Source organism: Corynebacterium humireducens NBRC 106098 = DSM 45392, assembly GCF_000819445.1.
Lineage (GTDB): Bacteria > Actinomycetota > Actinomycetes > Mycobacteriales > Mycobacteriaceae > Corynebacterium > Corynebacterium humireducens.
Window position 1 is genome coordinate 1,200,774 of the sequence record NZ_CP005286.1, and the last position, 14,907, is coordinate 1,215,680.

Annotated in this window: 16 protein-coding genes; 2 read left to right on the forward strand and 14 right to left on the reverse strand. The window is 68.6% G+C overall.

Annotated features, from left to right (window positions below):
* Positions 1 to 670 precede the first annotated feature (670 nt).
* Positions 671 to 1,375, reverse strand: a complete 705-nt coding sequence (locus B842_RS06015; RefSeq protein WP_040085717.1) for an SDR family oxidoreductase — start codon at positions 1,373 to 1,375, stop codon at positions 671 to 673.
* A 23-nt stretch (positions 1,376 to 1,398) separates the two neighbouring features.
* Between B842_RS06015 and B842_RS06020 the strand changes: the two genes are divergently transcribed.
* Both B842_RS06020 and B842_RS06025 read left to right on the forward strand, forming a co-directional pair.
* On the forward strand, positions 1,399 to 2,070 hold the full coding sequence (locus tag B842_RS06020; RefSeq protein WP_052437781.1) for a TIM barrel protein: 672 nt from the start codon (positions 1,399 to 1,401) through the stop codon (positions 2,068 to 2,070).
* Positions 2,067 to 2,603, forward strand: a complete 537-nt coding sequence (locus tag B842_RS06025; RefSeq protein WP_052437782.1) for an NUDIX hydrolase — start codon at positions 2,067 to 2,069, stop codon at positions 2,601 to 2,603. The genes B842_RS06020 and B842_RS06025 overlap by 4 nt, the downstream gene beginning before the upstream one ends.
* On the opposite strand, the gene B842_RS06030 is transcribed toward B842_RS06025, so the two are convergent.
* The 13 genes from B842_RS06030 to B842_RS06090 form a co-directional block, all read right to left on the reverse strand.
* Positions 2,600 to 3,364: an amino acid ABC transporter ATP-binding protein gene (locus tag B842_RS06030; protein ID WP_040085720.1), complete on the reverse strand. Its 765-nt coding sequence runs from the start codon at positions 3,362 to 3,364 to the stop codon at positions 2,600 to 2,602. The two genes, B842_RS06025 and B842_RS06030, sit on opposite strands and share 4 nt — an antisense overlap.
* A 2-nt stretch (positions 3,365 to 3,366) precedes the next feature.
* Positions 3,367 to 4,281, reverse strand: coding sequence for an amino acid ABC transporter permease (locus B842_RS06035; protein ID WP_040085721.1), 915 nt, complete (start codon positions 4,279 to 4,281; stop codon positions 3,367 to 3,369).
* The gene (locus tag B842_RS06040; RefSeq protein ID WP_040085722.1) at positions 4,278 to 5,174 is read right to left on the reverse strand and encodes an ABC transporter substrate-binding protein; all 897 of its coding nucleotides are present in this window, start codon (positions 5,172 to 5,174) and stop codon (positions 4,278 to 4,280) included. Before B842_RS06040 ends, B842_RS06035 begins: the two co-directional genes overlap by 4 nt.
* Positions 5,171 to 6,088, reverse strand: coding sequence for a DUF368 domain-containing protein (locus tag B842_RS06045; protein ID WP_040085724.1), 918 nt, complete (start codon positions 6,086 to 6,088; stop codon positions 5,171 to 5,173). The genes B842_RS06040 and B842_RS06045 overlap by 4 nt, the downstream gene beginning before the upstream one ends.
* 19 nt (positions 6,089 to 6,107) lie before the next feature.
* Positions 6,108 to 6,389, reverse strand: coding sequence for a hypothetical protein (locus B842_RS06050; protein ID WP_040085725.1), 282 nt, complete (start codon positions 6,387 to 6,389; stop codon positions 6,108 to 6,110).
* 69 nt (positions 6,390 to 6,458) lie between these two features.
* The gene (locus tag B842_RS06055; protein ID WP_040085726.1) at positions 6,459 to 8,099 is read right to left on the reverse strand and encodes an NAD(P)-binding protein; all 1,641 of its coding nucleotides are present in this window, start codon (positions 8,097 to 8,099) and stop codon (positions 6,459 to 6,461) included.
* Entirely contained in the window at positions 8,096 to 9,193 is a 1,098-nt protein-coding gene (locus tag B842_RS06060; RefSeq protein ID WP_211257059.1) for a thiamine pyrophosphate-dependent enzyme, read from the reverse strand. Before B842_RS06060 ends, B842_RS06055 begins: the two co-directional genes overlap by 4 nt.
* 2 nt (positions 9,194 to 9,195) lie before the next feature.
* Positions 9,196 to 10,440 carry a thiamine pyrophosphate-binding protein gene (locus tag B842_RS06065; RefSeq protein ID WP_040085727.1) on the reverse strand — a complete coding sequence of 415 codons (1,245 nt, stop codon included), beginning with the start codon at positions 10,438 to 10,440 and terminating at the stop codon, positions 9,196 to 9,198.
* A complete protein-coding gene (locus tag B842_RS06070; protein WP_040085729.1) occupies positions 10,433 to 11,014 on the reverse strand; it encodes a 2-oxoacid:acceptor oxidoreductase family protein in 582 nt (193 codons plus the stop codon). Before B842_RS06070 ends, B842_RS06065 begins: the two co-directional genes overlap by 8 nt.
* 58 nt (positions 11,015 to 11,072) lie before the next feature.
* Positions 11,073 to 12,302: a Na/Pi symporter gene (locus tag B842_RS06075; RefSeq protein WP_082028393.1), complete on the reverse strand. Its 1,230-nt coding sequence runs from the start codon at positions 12,300 to 12,302 to the stop codon at positions 11,073 to 11,075.
* 194 nt (positions 12,303 to 12,496) lie between these two features.
* Positions 12,497 to 13,426 (reverse strand): substrate-binding domain-containing protein, encoded by a 930-nt coding sequence (locus B842_RS06080; protein ID WP_040085730.1) that lies wholly within the window; start codon positions 13,424 to 13,426, stop codon positions 12,497 to 12,499.
* Entirely contained in the window at positions 13,423 to 13,644 is a 222-nt protein-coding gene (locus B842_RS06085) for a hypothetical protein (protein WP_052437784.1), read from the reverse strand. Before B842_RS06085 ends, B842_RS06080 begins: the two co-directional genes overlap by 4 nt.
* A 10-nt stretch (positions 13,645 to 13,654) precedes the next feature.
* Complete coding sequence (locus tag B842_RS06090) at positions 13,655 to 14,872, reverse strand: Na/Pi symporter (protein ID WP_040085731.1); 1,218 nt, start codon at positions 14,870 to 14,872, stop codon at positions 13,655 to 13,657.
* Between the last annotated feature and the right edge of the window lie 35 nt (positions 14,873 to 14,907).

A 14,907-nucleotide genomic window follows, 5' to 3' on the forward strand; every position in this document is an offset into this window, starting at 1 on the left:
ACCCGCTTCTCGACGACCGCCGCCGTCGCCGCGTTCATCCGCGCGGAGAGGTCCGCGGTGCCGTCGTTATTGAACTGCATGTGGTACGTGAGCTGCGGGAACTCCGGATCCTCCTCGTCGGTGGCGATGGATGCGTCGAGCTCGACGACCATCGCCCGTATGCGCTTGGTGATCGCCTTCGGAGAGGGCAGCGGTTCGTTGGCCCGGGTGGGGCTGAGGAACTCCGTGATCTTCTCGTCGAGGACGGGGAAGTACCTCCGGTCGGCCAGGGTGAGTGCCGTCTCGATGGCGCGCAGGCGCTTCATGTCGAGGTGGTGGAGCTGCTCGACCAGCTCCCGCAGGCGCGGCAGTTCGTCGAGCGTGGCGATGGCGAAGAGGTTCTTCTCGATGGTCCAGCGGGCCAGGCCCGTGGACCGGGCGAGAGGGGCGTACACGGCCTCGCTGTCGAACTGTTCGTCGACGCGTGAGGCCAGGGTGCGCCACAGGTGGTAGGTGGCACGGGTGACGGCGTGGGCGGTCACCGCGAGTGGGTCGTGGGGGTTGTTGACGGTGAAGTAGTGGGGGATCAGGCTCACCTCCGCAGGAGTCGCTAGAGTGTTCGAACCGAACTCTAGGGCACCACCCGGACATGACCACCCCCGGGGGTGGAAAAGGGGTGCTCTACCTGCGGTTATCCGCGGCCCAGGTAGGGCATCCCGGCGGCGGTCACCGTCACCTGGTCCACGCTCACATCCGCCGGCATCGCCGCCACGGCGACGAGCAGACGGGCGGCCTCCGCGGCGTCGAACATCGGCTCCGAGCCCGTGAACGAGCCCAGCAGGGCCGTGCGTGCGTTGCCGATGTCCAGCTCGGTGGCGGTGATGCCGTAGGGGCGGCCGTCGAGAGCCGTGGAGACCGTCAGGCTCGCCACCGCGGCCTTGGACGCGGCGTACGCACCCACCCCCGGGCGCGGCGAGTGACCGGCGATGGAACCGTTGTTGATGATCCGCCCGCCCCCGTTGTCCGCCATCCACGCGAAGGCCTGCTGGGTGCACAGGAACGTGCCGGTGATGTTGGTCTCGAAGGTACGGCGCCACTCGGCCGGGTCGATGGTGTGCAGCTCGCCGGTCGGGCCGGGCACGCCGGCGTTGTTGACCAGCAGGTCGAGGCGACCGTGCCAACCGGTGATCTCGGCGAAGGCCTCCGCGACGCTGTCCTCGTCGGCGATGTCGCAGACGACCACCAGCGCGTCGTCGATCTCCGCGGCGGTCTCCTCCAGCGTCTCCCGGGTGCGCCCCAGGAGCGCCACCGCCCATCCGTCACGCCCCAGGGCCTGGGCGAACATCCGCCCCAGGCCCCCGCCGGCACCGGTCACAACAGCTACCTTCTTGTCCATGCGTCCATCGTAGAGTGGTGCTCATGATCACCGCGACAAACTGCTCCATCGGCCGGGCCAGCCTCACCGGCGGCCTGGACGCCACCCTGACGCCCAAGGTCGAACTGTGGTGGCCCTTCGCCCACCCCGACCCCACCGACGCCGAGATCAGGGGGGTCGTGGCCGAGCTGGAGAAGCGGAATCTGCAGCTCATCGCCCTCAACATGTTCGGTGGCGACCTGGCGGCGGGGGACCGCGGCATCCTCCACGAACAGGACCTGCCGGCGGCCCACATCGACGCCCTCGAGCGTTTCCACGAGCTGACCGGGGTCTCCCGCTTCAACCTGCTCCTCGGCCGCGGCGGGACCCGGCTCACCGCCGATCAGGAACGCAGGTTCGCTGCGGTGGCGGGGGACGTCGGGAAGCGTTTCGGGGGAGTGGCGATGGTGGAGCCGATCTCGGCCACCCCGGACTACCCCGTGACCACCGTGGACCACGCCGCCCCGCTCCTCGAGCACGGCGGCCTGCTGCTCGACCTCTACCACCTGGCGGTCAACGACGCCGTCGACCTCAGCGTCATGCCCGAGCACGTGCAGATCGCCGACAATCCCGGTCGCGGGGCCCCGGGCACCGGCAGCCTGCCGCTGGAACAGTGGGTGCAGCAGCTGCGCGACGCCGGTTACGAGGGCGAGGTCGCCGCGGAATGGCTCCCGTGACCGAGCTCTGGGACATTCTCGACGACAACCGCCGACCCACCGGCCGCACCGCGCCCCGCCAGGACGGGCTTGTCGACGGCGACCTCCACGTCGTCGTCCACGTCTGCCTCTTCAACGCGGCGGGGGAGATGCTCATCCAGCGGCGGACCGAGACCAAAAGGGACTGGCCCGGACTGTGGGACTTCTCCGTCGGCGGCAGCATCCACGCCGGTGAGACCAGCCGCGAGGGGGCGCTGCGGGAGGTCCGGGAGGAGCTCGGGCTCGATGTCGAGCTCGGCCGCCCGAGCTTCACGTTCAACTTCCAGTACGGCTTCGACGACTTCTACCTGCTGCGTCACGACGTCGCCCTGCCCCTGGCGGCCGTCCCCAACGAGGAGGTCGCCGAGGTCCGCTGGGCGAGTCCCGACGACGTGGTGGAGCTGCTGCGGGCGGGGGAGTTCATCAACTACCGGGAGTCGGTGGTGCGGTTCGTCTTCGACTTCCTGGACCACCGCAACATCTTCGACTCCCGCGACCTCCGCCGGGGACGCTAGAACAGCGAGGACAGGAACGCCCGCGTGCGCCCCTCCTTCGGGTTGTCCAGCACCTCGGAGGGCGGGCCGGACTCGACGACGCGGCCGCCGTCCATGAAGACCACCTTGTCGGCGACCTCGCGGGCGAAGCCCATCTCGTGGGTGACCACGAGCATGCTCATGCCGTCGTTGGCCAGCTCCTTCATCACCCGCAGGACCTCGCCGACGAGCTCGGGGTCGAGGGCGGAGGTGGGCTCGTCGAAAAGCATGAGCTTGGGGTCCATGGCGACGGCGCGCGCGATGGCGACGCGCTGCTGCTGGCCGCCGGAGAGCTGCACCGGGTACGCGCCGGCCTTGTGCGCGAGGCCGACCTGCTCGAGGAGCTCCATGCCGCGTCTCTTCGCGTCCTTCACGGACATGCCCTTGACGTGCACGGGGGCCTCGATGATGTTCTCGAGGGCTGTGCGGTGCGGGAAGAGGTTGAACTGCTGGAAAACCATGCCGATGTCGGCGCGCTGGCGGGCGGCGTCCCTCTCGGATATCTCGTGGAGCACGCCGTCGCGTTCGCGGTAGCCGATGAGCTCACCGTCGACGTAGAGGCGGCCGGCGGTGACCTTCTCCAGGTGGTTGACGCAGCGCAGGAAGGTGGACTTGCCGGAGCCGGAGGGGCCGATGAGGCAGGCCACCTCGCCACGGGGAACCTGCAGGTCGATGCCCTTGAGCACGTCGAGCTGCCCGAAGGACTTGCACACCTGCTGGGCGTCGATCATGAGTTGGGTCATGTCTAGTTCTCCTTCACGACCGAGACGTTGCCGGGGACGGTGCCCTCGGCGTCGGAGAGGGCGGCGAGCTGGCGGGCGGTGAGCTCCCGGCGGGCGCCCTTCTCGAAGTGCTTCTCCAGGTAGTACTGGCCGACCATGAGCAGCGAGGTCACCGCGAGGTACCAGGTGGCGGCGACGAGCAGCATGGGGACCGGCTCGAAGAGGGCGGCGGCGATGTCCATCGACCGGCCGTAGAGCTCGAGGGTGTAGGGCACCGCGACGACGAGGGAGGTCGTCTTGAGCATGGAGATGAGCTCGTTGCCGGTCGGCGGGATGATGATGCGCATCGCCTGCGGCATGACCGTGCGGCGCATCGTCAGGGTCCAGCTCATGCCGAGCGCCTTGGACGCCTCCATCTGCCCCTCGGGGACCGAGGAGATGCCGGAGCGGACGATCTCGGCCATGTAGGCGGCCTCGTTGAGGCCCAGGCCGAGGACGGCGAGGAGGAAGGCGTTCTTGAGCATCGCCTGCAGGTCGATCTCCGCGAAACCGACGTTGATACTTTGATAGAGCGAGCCGAGCAGGCCCCAGAACACCAGCTGCACGTACACCGGGGTGCCGCGGAAGATCCACAGGTACACCCACGCGACGCTGCGCAGCACGGGGTTCGGCGACATGCGCATGACCGCCAGCGTGGCACCCAGGACAACGCCGATGAGCATCGCCAGGACCGTCAGCGCCAGCGTGTGCAGGGCGGCGGTGGCGACGCGGGTGTCGAAGAGGTACGCGCGGTACGTGTCCCAGCCGTAGGCCTCGTTGGTCAACGCCCCGACGATGAACCAGACGGCCAGTCCCAGCACGACGGTCGCGAGGACCCAGCGACCCGGGTGACGCAGCGGCTTCGCCTGGATGGGGGCGGGGGTGGCGGGAGTGCTCATGCGATCTCCTTCTCGTTGATCATGGCGGTGTCGATGAGCCCGGTCTCCACGCCCCACTGGGCGAGGATGCGCTCGTAGTCACCGGTGTCGATGAGGTGTTGCAGGGCGGCCGCCATCGCGGGGCCCAGCGGGGAGTCCTTCGGCACGGCCCAGCCGTAGGGGGCGGCGTCGAACATGCCGCCGGTGAGGGCCAGGCGTCCGTCGGAACGCGCGACAGCCCAGGCGGTGACGGGGGAGTCGGCCGACATGGCGTCGGCACGCCCCATGAGGGCGGCCAGCGCGGCGTTGTCGGAGGTGTCGTAGGACAGGACGGTGATGGGCTCCTCACCCGCCTCCTCGCAGGCCTCCGCCTTGGGGCGGACGTCGTCGGTCTCCGAGACGGTCGTGCGCTGCACGGCGACGGTCAGCCCGCAGGGGTTTTCGGGGTCGACGTCGCTGCCCACCGGGGCCGCCCACTGGATGCCCGCGTAGAGGAAGTTGACGAAGTCGAAGTTCCTCCGCCTCTCCTCATTGTCCGTGAAACCGGAGGTGCCGGTGTCGAGCGTGCCCGCCTGCACCGCCGGGAGGATGAGGGAGAAGTCCTGCTCCACCGGCTCGAAACGCAGACCCATGACGCCCGCCACGGCCGCCGCCAGATCCATCTCCAGGCCGATGATCGTGCCGTCGGAGTCCTTGAGCTCGAAGGGGGCGAACGGTGGGTTGGTGCCGCCGCGGAGCACGCCGCGAGCGGCGACGTCCGCGGGCACCATCTCCGCCACCGCGGGCACGGCCTCCGGCACGATGGGGGTCCATCCGCTGGGGCGGCCGTCCTCCACGTTCGTCACGCACGAGGCTGTGCTTATCGACGCCGCGGTGACCACCGCGAGCGCCAGCATCCGCTGCCCGCGGATCATGCCGGGAGCGTTTCCGCGACGACCTCGGACTCACGACGGGTGGTGGCGACGCGGTCGGCGATGATGAACACCGCGACAACGGCACCACCCAGCACGATGAGGCCGACGACGGCGAGGACGTTGTCGCCGGGGGAGAGCAGGTTCGCGTCCGCGTCCTGCCAGGGCCACAGGGAACGCAGGGAGCCGAGCATGAGACCGGCCATGAGGGTCAGGGAGACGGTGCGGTGCTTCTCCAGGGCCCAGGTGAGGACCTTGATGAACAGGATGATGCCGACGGCGGCGCCGGCCATGAACGTGAGGATGACCGTCCAGTTACGGTCGGAGACGGCACCGATGACCGGCGCGTACAGGCCCATGGCCAGCAGCATGTAGGAGCCGGAGATACCCGGCAGCACGAGGGCGCAGATGGCCACGGTGGCCGCCAGGAAGATGACGATCAGCGACGGGTCCTCCTGCGGCGCGGACACGACGCTCGTGCCCAGGAAGCCGACGACAGCGGCGACGAGGAAGAGGGGGATGACCATGCCGAGGCGGCGGCGTAGATCGCGCGGATCCATCATGGCCAGCGGCACCCAGATGGACACGGCGACCATCCCGAGGAACAGCGCCCGGGCGTACTCCGGGGAGTTCTCCACGAAGTTGGACAGGACCGTGGACATGGTGAACACGGCCGTCACCATGCCGACGCCGATGGCGATGAGGAGAGGCCAGTCCACCTGCGAGAACTGGCGGCGCAGCAGCTGGTTGGCGGCGTTGAGGGCGCGTTCGTAGACACCGACGACGAGCGCGACGGTGCCTCCCGAGATGCCCGGCACCAGCTCGGCCATGCCGATGAGGGCACCACGGATGAGATTCGCCAGGATGTGCAGCGGGGTGCGCCGCGTCCTGGCGGGGTAATGATGGGTGGTCGTCATGACCACTCACCTTACGGCACTAGCGCATGGCCGACATGACCGCCTGGATGATGGTTCCCAGCACGGTGATCGCGGCGAAACCGAGCAGCCAGTCGCGTCCCAGCAGCAGGGCACCCTCCTGCTTCTCGGCCTCGGTGGAGGCGGAGGAGAGCTTCTCCGCGCCGGAGGAGCCTGCCCGCATGTCGGCCGGCAGCTCCTCGATCTGGGCGGTGACGGCGTTCGCGGGCTGGGCGTGGGCGGCCGGGACCGCCCCCAGGGTGAGGGCGGTGGCGGTGCCGAGGGCGATGAGGGTGCGGCGCATGGGGATCCTTCTGGTCAGGGGACGACGTTGGTGCCCATACTCTAACTTGTTGCGGGCGGTCAGTTCTCCTCAGTTCTCCTCGGGAATCATGGAGATCGCGCCGCACGGGCACTCCTCCGCGCAGATGCCGCAGCCCTTGCAGTAGTCGTACTTGAACTCGTACTCACCCGGCGCCAATTTGGTGACCGCGTTGTCCGGGCAGACGCCGAAGCAGTTGTCGCAGCCGAAGCAGTTGCCGCACGACATGCAGCGGCGTGCCTCGAGCAGGGCGGAGTCGGCGTCGAGTCCCCGGACGACCTCGTCAAAGGTGGAGGCGCGGCGGGCGCCCTCGAGGCGTTCGCGCACCTGGTGCGGGGCCTCTGAGTAGTACCAGGTCTCCATACGGTCGAGAGTCGCGTCTGCAGGCTTGACGGCGGGCACGTAGGGTTCGCCACGGAGCCAACCGTCGATGTACCGGGCCGCCTTCTTGCCGTGGCCGATGGCGACGGTGACGTTCTTCTCGCTCGGCACCATGTCGCCGCCGGCGAAGACGCCCGCACGTCCGGTCATCATCTGCTCGTCGACGGCGACGACGCCGCGGGAGATCTCCACCCCCTCCACGCCCTCGAGCAGGGAGAGGTCCGACTCCTGGCCCAGCGCCATGACGAGGGAGTCGGCGGCGAGCTCCTCGTACTCACCGGTCGGGGTGAGGTGGCCGTCGGCGTCGATGTCCATCTTCTCGATCCTGATGGAGCCCTCCTCGACGTGGTCGACGGTGGACAGCCAGCGCATGGTGATGCCCTCCTCCTCGGCCTCCATGACCTCGGAGTCGTGGGCGCTCATGTGGTCGCGGGTGCGGCGGTAGAGGATGACCGACTCGGTCGCCCCGAGACGACGCGCGGTGCGGGCGGCGTCGACGGCTGTGTTGCCGCCGCCGTAGACCACGACCCGACGACCGAGCAGCGGCGCCTCCCCGGCCTCGGTGTCACGCAGCAGGTCAACGGCGTTCATGATGGTCGCCGCCGACCCGGCGGGCACCTCCACGTTGCGGCCCAGCTGGGCACCGACGGCGGTGAAGACGGCGTCGAAAAGCTCGAGTTCGGACTCGACGTCGGTGACGGTGACCCCCTGCTCGAAGGTGACGCCCAGGGCCGCGATGCGCGCGATCTCGGCGTCGAGGATGTGGCGGGGCAGGCGGTAGGAGGGGATGCCGTAGCGCATCATGCCGCCCGGCCGCTCACCCCGGTCGCGGACCGTCACCTCGTGGCCGAGTCGGGCGAGGTGGTAGGCCGCGGACAGGCCGGAGGGGCCGGAACCCACGACGAGGACCCTCCGGCCGGAGGGGTCCTTGACGGGTTCGACCTGCCACCCCTCCTCGATGGCACGGTCCCCGAGGAAGCGCTCGACCGCGTTGATGCCGACGGCCTCGTCGACCTCCGCGCGGTTACAGGCGGTCTGGCAGGTGTGGTAGCAGACACGCCCCATGACGGCGGGCAGCGGGTTGTCCACCATGATCTCGCGCCAGGCGGACTCGTAGTCGCCCTCCTCGGCGTGGTACAGCCAGCCCTGGATGTTCCCGCCGGCGGGACACGCCTTGTTGCAGGGCGGCAGCAGGTCGACGTACACGGGCCGCTCGCTGCGCCAGGAGCCGGTCTTGTTCGCCAGGGAGGAGCCGGTCTGCAGGGTGATGGCGAAGGGCATGCCGATGTTGACGTGGTTACCGGTACTCACTGTGCGTCGTCTCCTTCGAACCTGACGAACTCGTCGAGGGTCTCTTCGTCGATGAGGTTGTAGCGGCGGATGTTGCGGTCCGCCAGCGCCTGGAGCCGCTCGATGACGGACGGGTCCGCGTCCTTCCGGAACAGGTGCGCGTAGCGGCGCTGGAGGCGGAGGTAGTCCTCGACCGGGGCGGGGCGGCGGATCTTCTTCACCGAGGTGATCTCGCCGTACTCCGCCTCGTACACGGGGAACAGGCCGGTCTGGGTGGCCAGGCGGGCCAGTTTGATGGTGTCCTTCGACGCGGAACCCCAGCCCAGCGGGCAGGGCACGAACACGTGCAGGTAGCGGGCACCGCGGAACTCCATCGCGCGGGTCACCTTGAACTCGAGGTCGTGGAGGTCGGCGACGGTCGCGGTGGCGACGTAGGGGATCTCGTGCGCCATCGCGATACGCGGCAGGTCCTTGCCCTGTCCGAAGACGTTGCCCGGCTCCGGGCCGACCGGCTGGGTCGTGGCGGTGCGCGCGGCCGGCGGGGTCGCGCCGGAGCGCTGCACGCCGGTGTTCATGTACGCCTCGTTGTCGTAGCAGATGTAGAGGACGTCGTCGTTGCGCTCGAACATGCCCGACAGGGGGCCGAAACCGATGTCGACGGTGCCGCCGTCACCGCCCTGGGCGACCACGCGGACGTCGGTACGCCCCTTGGCCTTCAGGGCGGCGGCGACGCCGGTGGCCACCGCCGGGGCGTTGCCGAACAGGGAGTGGATCCACGGCAGGTTCCACGAGGTCTCCGGGTAGGGGGTGGAGAACACCTCGAGGCAGCCGGTGGCGTTGCAGGCGATGAGCTGTCCGTCGGTGGCGGCCACGGCGGCGTCGAGCGCGTAGCGGGCGCCGAGCGCCTCGCCGCAGCCCTGGCAGGCGCGGTGGCCCGAGGTCAGTGAGTTGAAGCGGTCGGGCCCCGACTGGATCGACAGCAGCTTGTCCTCGATGAGGCGGTTGCCGATGGCGAAGGACCCCACCTGGTAGAACTTCGTCTCCTCCGCACCGGGGATCTCGGTGGCGGGGAAACTCGGCATGGGCAGGGCGGTGCTGTAGCGGAAATCGGACATGTCTAGTTCTCCCTGGCTGCCAGGTCGCGCAGCATGTTCTCCGGGATGGCGCCGGAGTGGCGGTGGGTGTTCTCGCGGGCGAGTTCGGCGTCGACAAGCTCGCGGTCGAGGTCGAGGAACGTGGTGTCCTCCACCTCGTCGACGACGGCCTTGTCGAGGTAGGCGTGCAGCGACGCCTTCGTGATGTCGCGCCCGCCGAGACCGGCGATGAGTTCGTGGCAGATGAAGCGCCTTCCACGCATCGCGGCGCGGCAGTGGGAGGAGACGATGCCGCCGATACCGACGGAGAACGCCTTCTCCAGGACGATGAAGCGGGTGCACCTGCTCAGCGCCTCACGCACCGCCGCGGTGGGGAAGGGGCGGAAGGACACCAGCGAGAGGACGCCGATGCGCTCACCCGCTTCGCGACGCTCGTCGACGACGTCCCGCAGCGTGCCCGTCACGGAACCGAGGCAGACGATGACCGTCTCCGCGTCCCCGGTGCGGTACTCGTGCATCAGCCCGCCGGAGGTGCGGCCGAAGATCTCCGCGAACTCGGCGCTCACCCGCGGGATGACGTCGAGGGCCTGCAGCTGCTTGTGGTGGGCGAGGTACCGCACCTCGGTGAAGGCCTCCGGGCCGACCATCGCGCCGATGGAGATCGGGGCGGCCGGGTCGAGGACCTGGCGCGGATCATAGGGCGGCAGGAACTTGTCGACGTCCGCCACCTCCGGCACGTCCACCTGCTCCATCGCGTGCGTGAGGATGAAACCGTCCATGCACACCATGACCGGCAGGGAGAGCTCCTCCGCGATCCTGAACGCCTGCACGTGCAGGTCCGCGGCCTCCTGGTTGTCGGTGGCGTAGAGCTGCAGCCACCCGGAGTCGCGCTGCGACATGGAGTCGGTCTGGTCGTTCCAGATGTTGATCGGCGAGCCGATGGCGCGGTTGGCCACCGTCATGACGATGGGCAGACCCAGGCCGGACGCGTTGTACACGGCCTCCACCATGAACAGCAGGCCCTGGGAGGCCGTGGCGGTGTAGGCGCGGGCGCCGGCGGCCGACGCACCGATGGAGGCGGACATCGCGGAGAACTCGCTCTCCACGTTGACGTACTCGCAGGACCCGAGCTCGCCCCTCTTGGCCATGGCGCTCAGGGCCTCGACGATGTGGGTCTGCGGGGAGATCGGGTAGGCGCAGATGACCTCCGGACGGCAGGCCGCGACGGCCTGCGCCACCGCCTGGGAACCCTCGATCTGCTTAAGCACTGGCAGCCTCCTCCTGCTTGGACATGACCAGGTCGTACGCGGCCTGCGCGGCGGCGACATTCATCTCCCCGACCCGGCCGGGGAAGCGGTTCATGATGGCGTGGGACACCGACTCCATCCGGTACAGACCCGTGAGAGCGGCGACGCCACCGAGCAGCACCGCGTTCGGCACGGTACGGCCGGTGTGTTCGCGGGCGATGTCGGTGGCGGGGATCGTCATGAAGTGGCCGGCGGGCTGGCGGGCCTGCAGGTCGCTGAGCCCCAGCTCGGCACTCCTCTTCGACGAGTTGATGAGCACGTACCCGTCCTCGGTGAGACCGGAGAAGACGTTGAGGATCGGCAGCAGGGTGCGGTCCTGCACCACGACGAGGTCGGGCCTGAGCACCGGCTCCCGGGTACGGATCGGTGTGTCGCTGATCCGGCAGTACGCCACGACGGGCGCTCCGGTGCGTTCCGACCCGAAGGAGGGGAACGCCTGCGCGTGCCGTCCCTCCTCGAAGGCTGCCATGGCGATGAGGTCGGAGGCGGTGACCACGCCCTGCCCGCCCCGCCCGTGAATACGTACTTCGACCATGCCCTCCACTCTAAGAGCACGGGCCCCGGAATGTGCGGTAAACGGGAGGGCCGGTGCCCTAGAGCAGGACGGTCAGCAGGATGAGGACGGCCGGCAGGGCCAGGAAGACGCCGAGGACCCAGACCGCGACGTACATCTTGTTCTCAGCGCCCAGACGGGCCAGCAGTTCGGCACCGCGGACGGGCAGTTCGCGCAGGAAGGGCAGCCCGTAGATGAGGGCCGTGGCGAAGGTGTTGAACAGCAGGTGCACCAGCGCCGCCTGCAGCGCCAGCTGGCCGTCCATGCCGGTGAAGGCGAAGGCGGCGATGAGCGCGGTGATGGTGGTGCCGATGTTGGAACCCAGCGTGAAGGGGTAGATCTGACGCGTGGTGAACGTGCCGGAACCGGCCAGCGGCACCATCAGCGAGGTGGTGGTCGAGGAGGACTGCACCATGACGGTCACCAGCGCACCGGAGGCGATGCCCGACAGCGGGCCCCGGCCGATGGCGGTGTGGAGGATCTTCCGGGCGCGGCCCACCATGACGACCTTGAGCAGCTTGCCGATGAGGTTGATCACACCGAGGATGAGCAGGATGCCCACGATGATGAGCAGAATGCCGCCCCAGGGGTGGTCGATGGCCTTGCCGATGAGGCCGATGGTGTCGGCCAGCGGGTCGGTGACGGCGGTGACCGCGTTGCCCAGACCACCGAAGACGAGGGTGAGGGCGCCACCGTCGGAGCCCGCGAACTGCTCGGCCAGGAAGTTCGAGCTGCGTTCCAGAACGCCGAACATGATCTCCAGCGGCAGGAAGATGACCACGGCCAGCAGGTTGAAGAAGTCGTGCACCGAGGCGGCGGAGAAGGCGCGGCGGAAGCTCGCCTTGTCACGCATCATGCCCAGGGAGACCAGCGTGGACGTCAGCGTCGTGCCGATGTTCGCACCCAGCAGCATGGGGATGGCCGTGGCCATGGGCAGACCACCGGCGACGAGACCGACCGTGATGGAGGTCGTCGTCGAGGAGGACTGGATGAGGGCCGTCGCGAGCAGACCGATCATCAGGGCGATGAGCGGGTTGGAGGCGAAGGCGAAGAGCTCCTCGGCCTGCCCACGGGTGGCCAGCTTGAAGCCGTCACCGATGACGCTGACGGCGGTGATGAGCAGGTAGATGCCGACGGCGACGGTGACCCAGTTGGCGATCTCCAGCGCCTTCCCGTGGAGGCCGAAGCGCGCCAGGGGGCTGGGTCGGTCTTCCGGGAGGTCGGGGGTGGCGTCCATTGGCGGAAGGACCGGGGGCGTCGTGGTGGACATGCAGGCTTCTCCTGGGTCAGGGAGCGGGGACAGAGGTGCTCTGTCTCCGGGGTACGCCTCAACGTAGAAAGCGAAAATGACCCGAAAGAAACTGTTTGGTTAACGTTTGGTTAAGTAGGCGGTAATCGTGGCGGAATTCACAAAGAACTCCCCCTGAAATCCCCCTCCCCGAGTTGCGGGGAGGAGGAACCCTGCTAGAAAAGCGCCCCGATGTCGGCGTCGGAGCCCGTCACGCGCTCGTCGAGACGCTGACGCACTGCGTCGTAGGTCTCCTGCGGGAGGCGGTAGTAGTACACCAGCGGGAGCTCGTCGTGGACGTCGTCGACATACTTCTCGACGAACGCGTTGACGTCCTCCCTCTTCTCCAGCGCCTCGACCGACACGTAGAGGAAGAGTGGGCGGGTCAGGGCGCGGTAGGAGCCGTCCTGCACGCCGGCGAGAGTCGGCTGGACGCCGTCGACCGACACCGTCGCCATGACGTTGCGGTGGTTCTCGTCGGCGGCGAGGTAGTTGCCCACGCCCATGAATCCGAGCGCGTTCCTGTCCTCGGCGATCCAGCCGGTCAGCTCGTCGATGTCGTCGGTGGTGCGGTAGTCCTCGCGGAGCGAACCTGCCTCACCGGTCACCGCCTCACTGAAGTAGTCGAAGGTGCCCGATCCGGCGCCGCGTCCGACGAGTACGATCTCCTCGTCCGGCCACTCGGGGCGGACGTCGGACCAGGTGGTGACCTCGGAACCCGGGGCCCAGATCGCCTCCAGCTCCTCTGTGGTGAGGTCGAGGACGGCACCGTTGGCCGAGTTGCGGACCACGCTCAGGGCGTCGACGGCGATGGGCAGCTCGATGAACTCGACACCGTTGTCCGCGCACAGCTCCTGCATGTCCTCCGGAATGGGCACGGATGCGTTGTTGATGTGGGACCCGCCGCGGCAGAACTGCCCGAAACCGTCCAGGGTGCCGTCGGCGGTCTGTTCGATCGCGGTGCGGGTCTTCATCGCCATGTGCGATGTGATCGGGGCCACGGTGGCGGACCCGGTGACACGGATCGGGTCATCGCTGGTCGGGGTGCAGCCGGCGAGGAGCAGCCCGCACGTGGCGGCGAGGGCGGTGAGACGACGGAGGGTCATGCCTGCTCCCCGTCGTCCCGGCCGCGCAGGTCGCGCATGAGTTCGTCGATGAACATGCGGATGTTGTTCCAGCGGTTGCTGGTGGTGGCGAAGAGCTCCGGCAGGCGGTCGATCTCCTCCCGCTGGCGCTGTTCCTGCAGCTCCTGCAGACGACGCTCGGTGTCGGCGAGGATCTCCTCGAGCTGCTCCTCCAGGGTGGGCTTGGGGTCGGTGTTCAAGATCGGCTCCTTAGAAGATGACGGTGAGGAAGATGAGCAGGGCCGGCAGCGCCAGGAAGACGCCGAGGACCCATCCGATGATGTAGAGCTTGTTCTCCGCGCCCAGGCGGGCCAGAGTCGTCGCACCGAGGATCGGGATCTCCCGCAGGAACGGTAGCCCGTAGATGAGTGCCGTGGCCAGGAGGTTGAACAGCAGGTGCACCAGCGCCGCCTGCAGCGCGAGGCGTGCCTCCACGCCGGTGAAGGCGAAGGCGGCGATGAGCGCGGTGATGGTGGTGCCGATGTTCGCGCCCAGGGTGAAGGGGTAGACCTGGCGGAGCGAGAAGGTCCCCGATCCCGCGAGCGGCACCATCAGCGAGGTGGTGGTGGAGGAGGACTGCACCATCACGGTGATGAGGGTGCCGGAGAGGATGCCGGACAGCGGGCCGCGGCCGATGGCGTTGTGCAGGACCTGCTTCGCCGTGCCGACCATGACCACCTTGAGCAGGACGCCGATGAAGTTGATGACCGCCAGGATGAGCCCGATGCCGATGAAGATGAGCACGATGCCGCCCCACGGCGCCGGGAGCACGCCCCCGAGAAGGCCGATGAGGTCGGCCAGGGGATCAGTGACGGCGGTGACGGCATTGCCGATGCCGGCGAAGATGGTGGCGAAGAGGCCGCCGTCGGAACCCGCCAGCTGGTCGGCGAGGAACGTGGAGGCCCGGTCGAGGATGCCGAACATCATCTCGAGCGGCAGGAAGATGACCACGGCCAGCAGGTTGAAGAAGTCGTGCACCGACGCGGCGGCGAAGGCGCGGCGGAAGTCCTCCTTCTGGCGGACCATGCCCAGGGAGACCAGCGTCGAGGTCAGCGTCGTGCCGATGTTGGCGCCCATGAGCATCGGGATGGCGGTAGCCATCGGCAGGCCGCCGGCGACGAGGCCCACGGTGATGGAGGTGACCGTCGAGGAGGACTGGATGAGGGCGGTGGCCAGCACACCGATCATGAGGGCGATGAGCGGGTTGGAGGCGAAGGCGAACAGTTCCTCCGCCTGTCCGCGGGTGGCCAGCTTGAAACCGTCGCCGATGACGCTCACGGCGGTGATGAGCAGGTAGATGCCGACGGCGACGGCGATCCAGTTGGCGGCGCCGAGGGCGCGGCCGTGGAGCCCGAACCGTTCAAAGGGGCTGCGGGCGGGTTCTGCACCGGGGTCGACAGGGACATCCGCCATGGTGGGCGTAGACATGTCGTCTCTCCTAGGGATGCTGCGGGCCGGGTCAG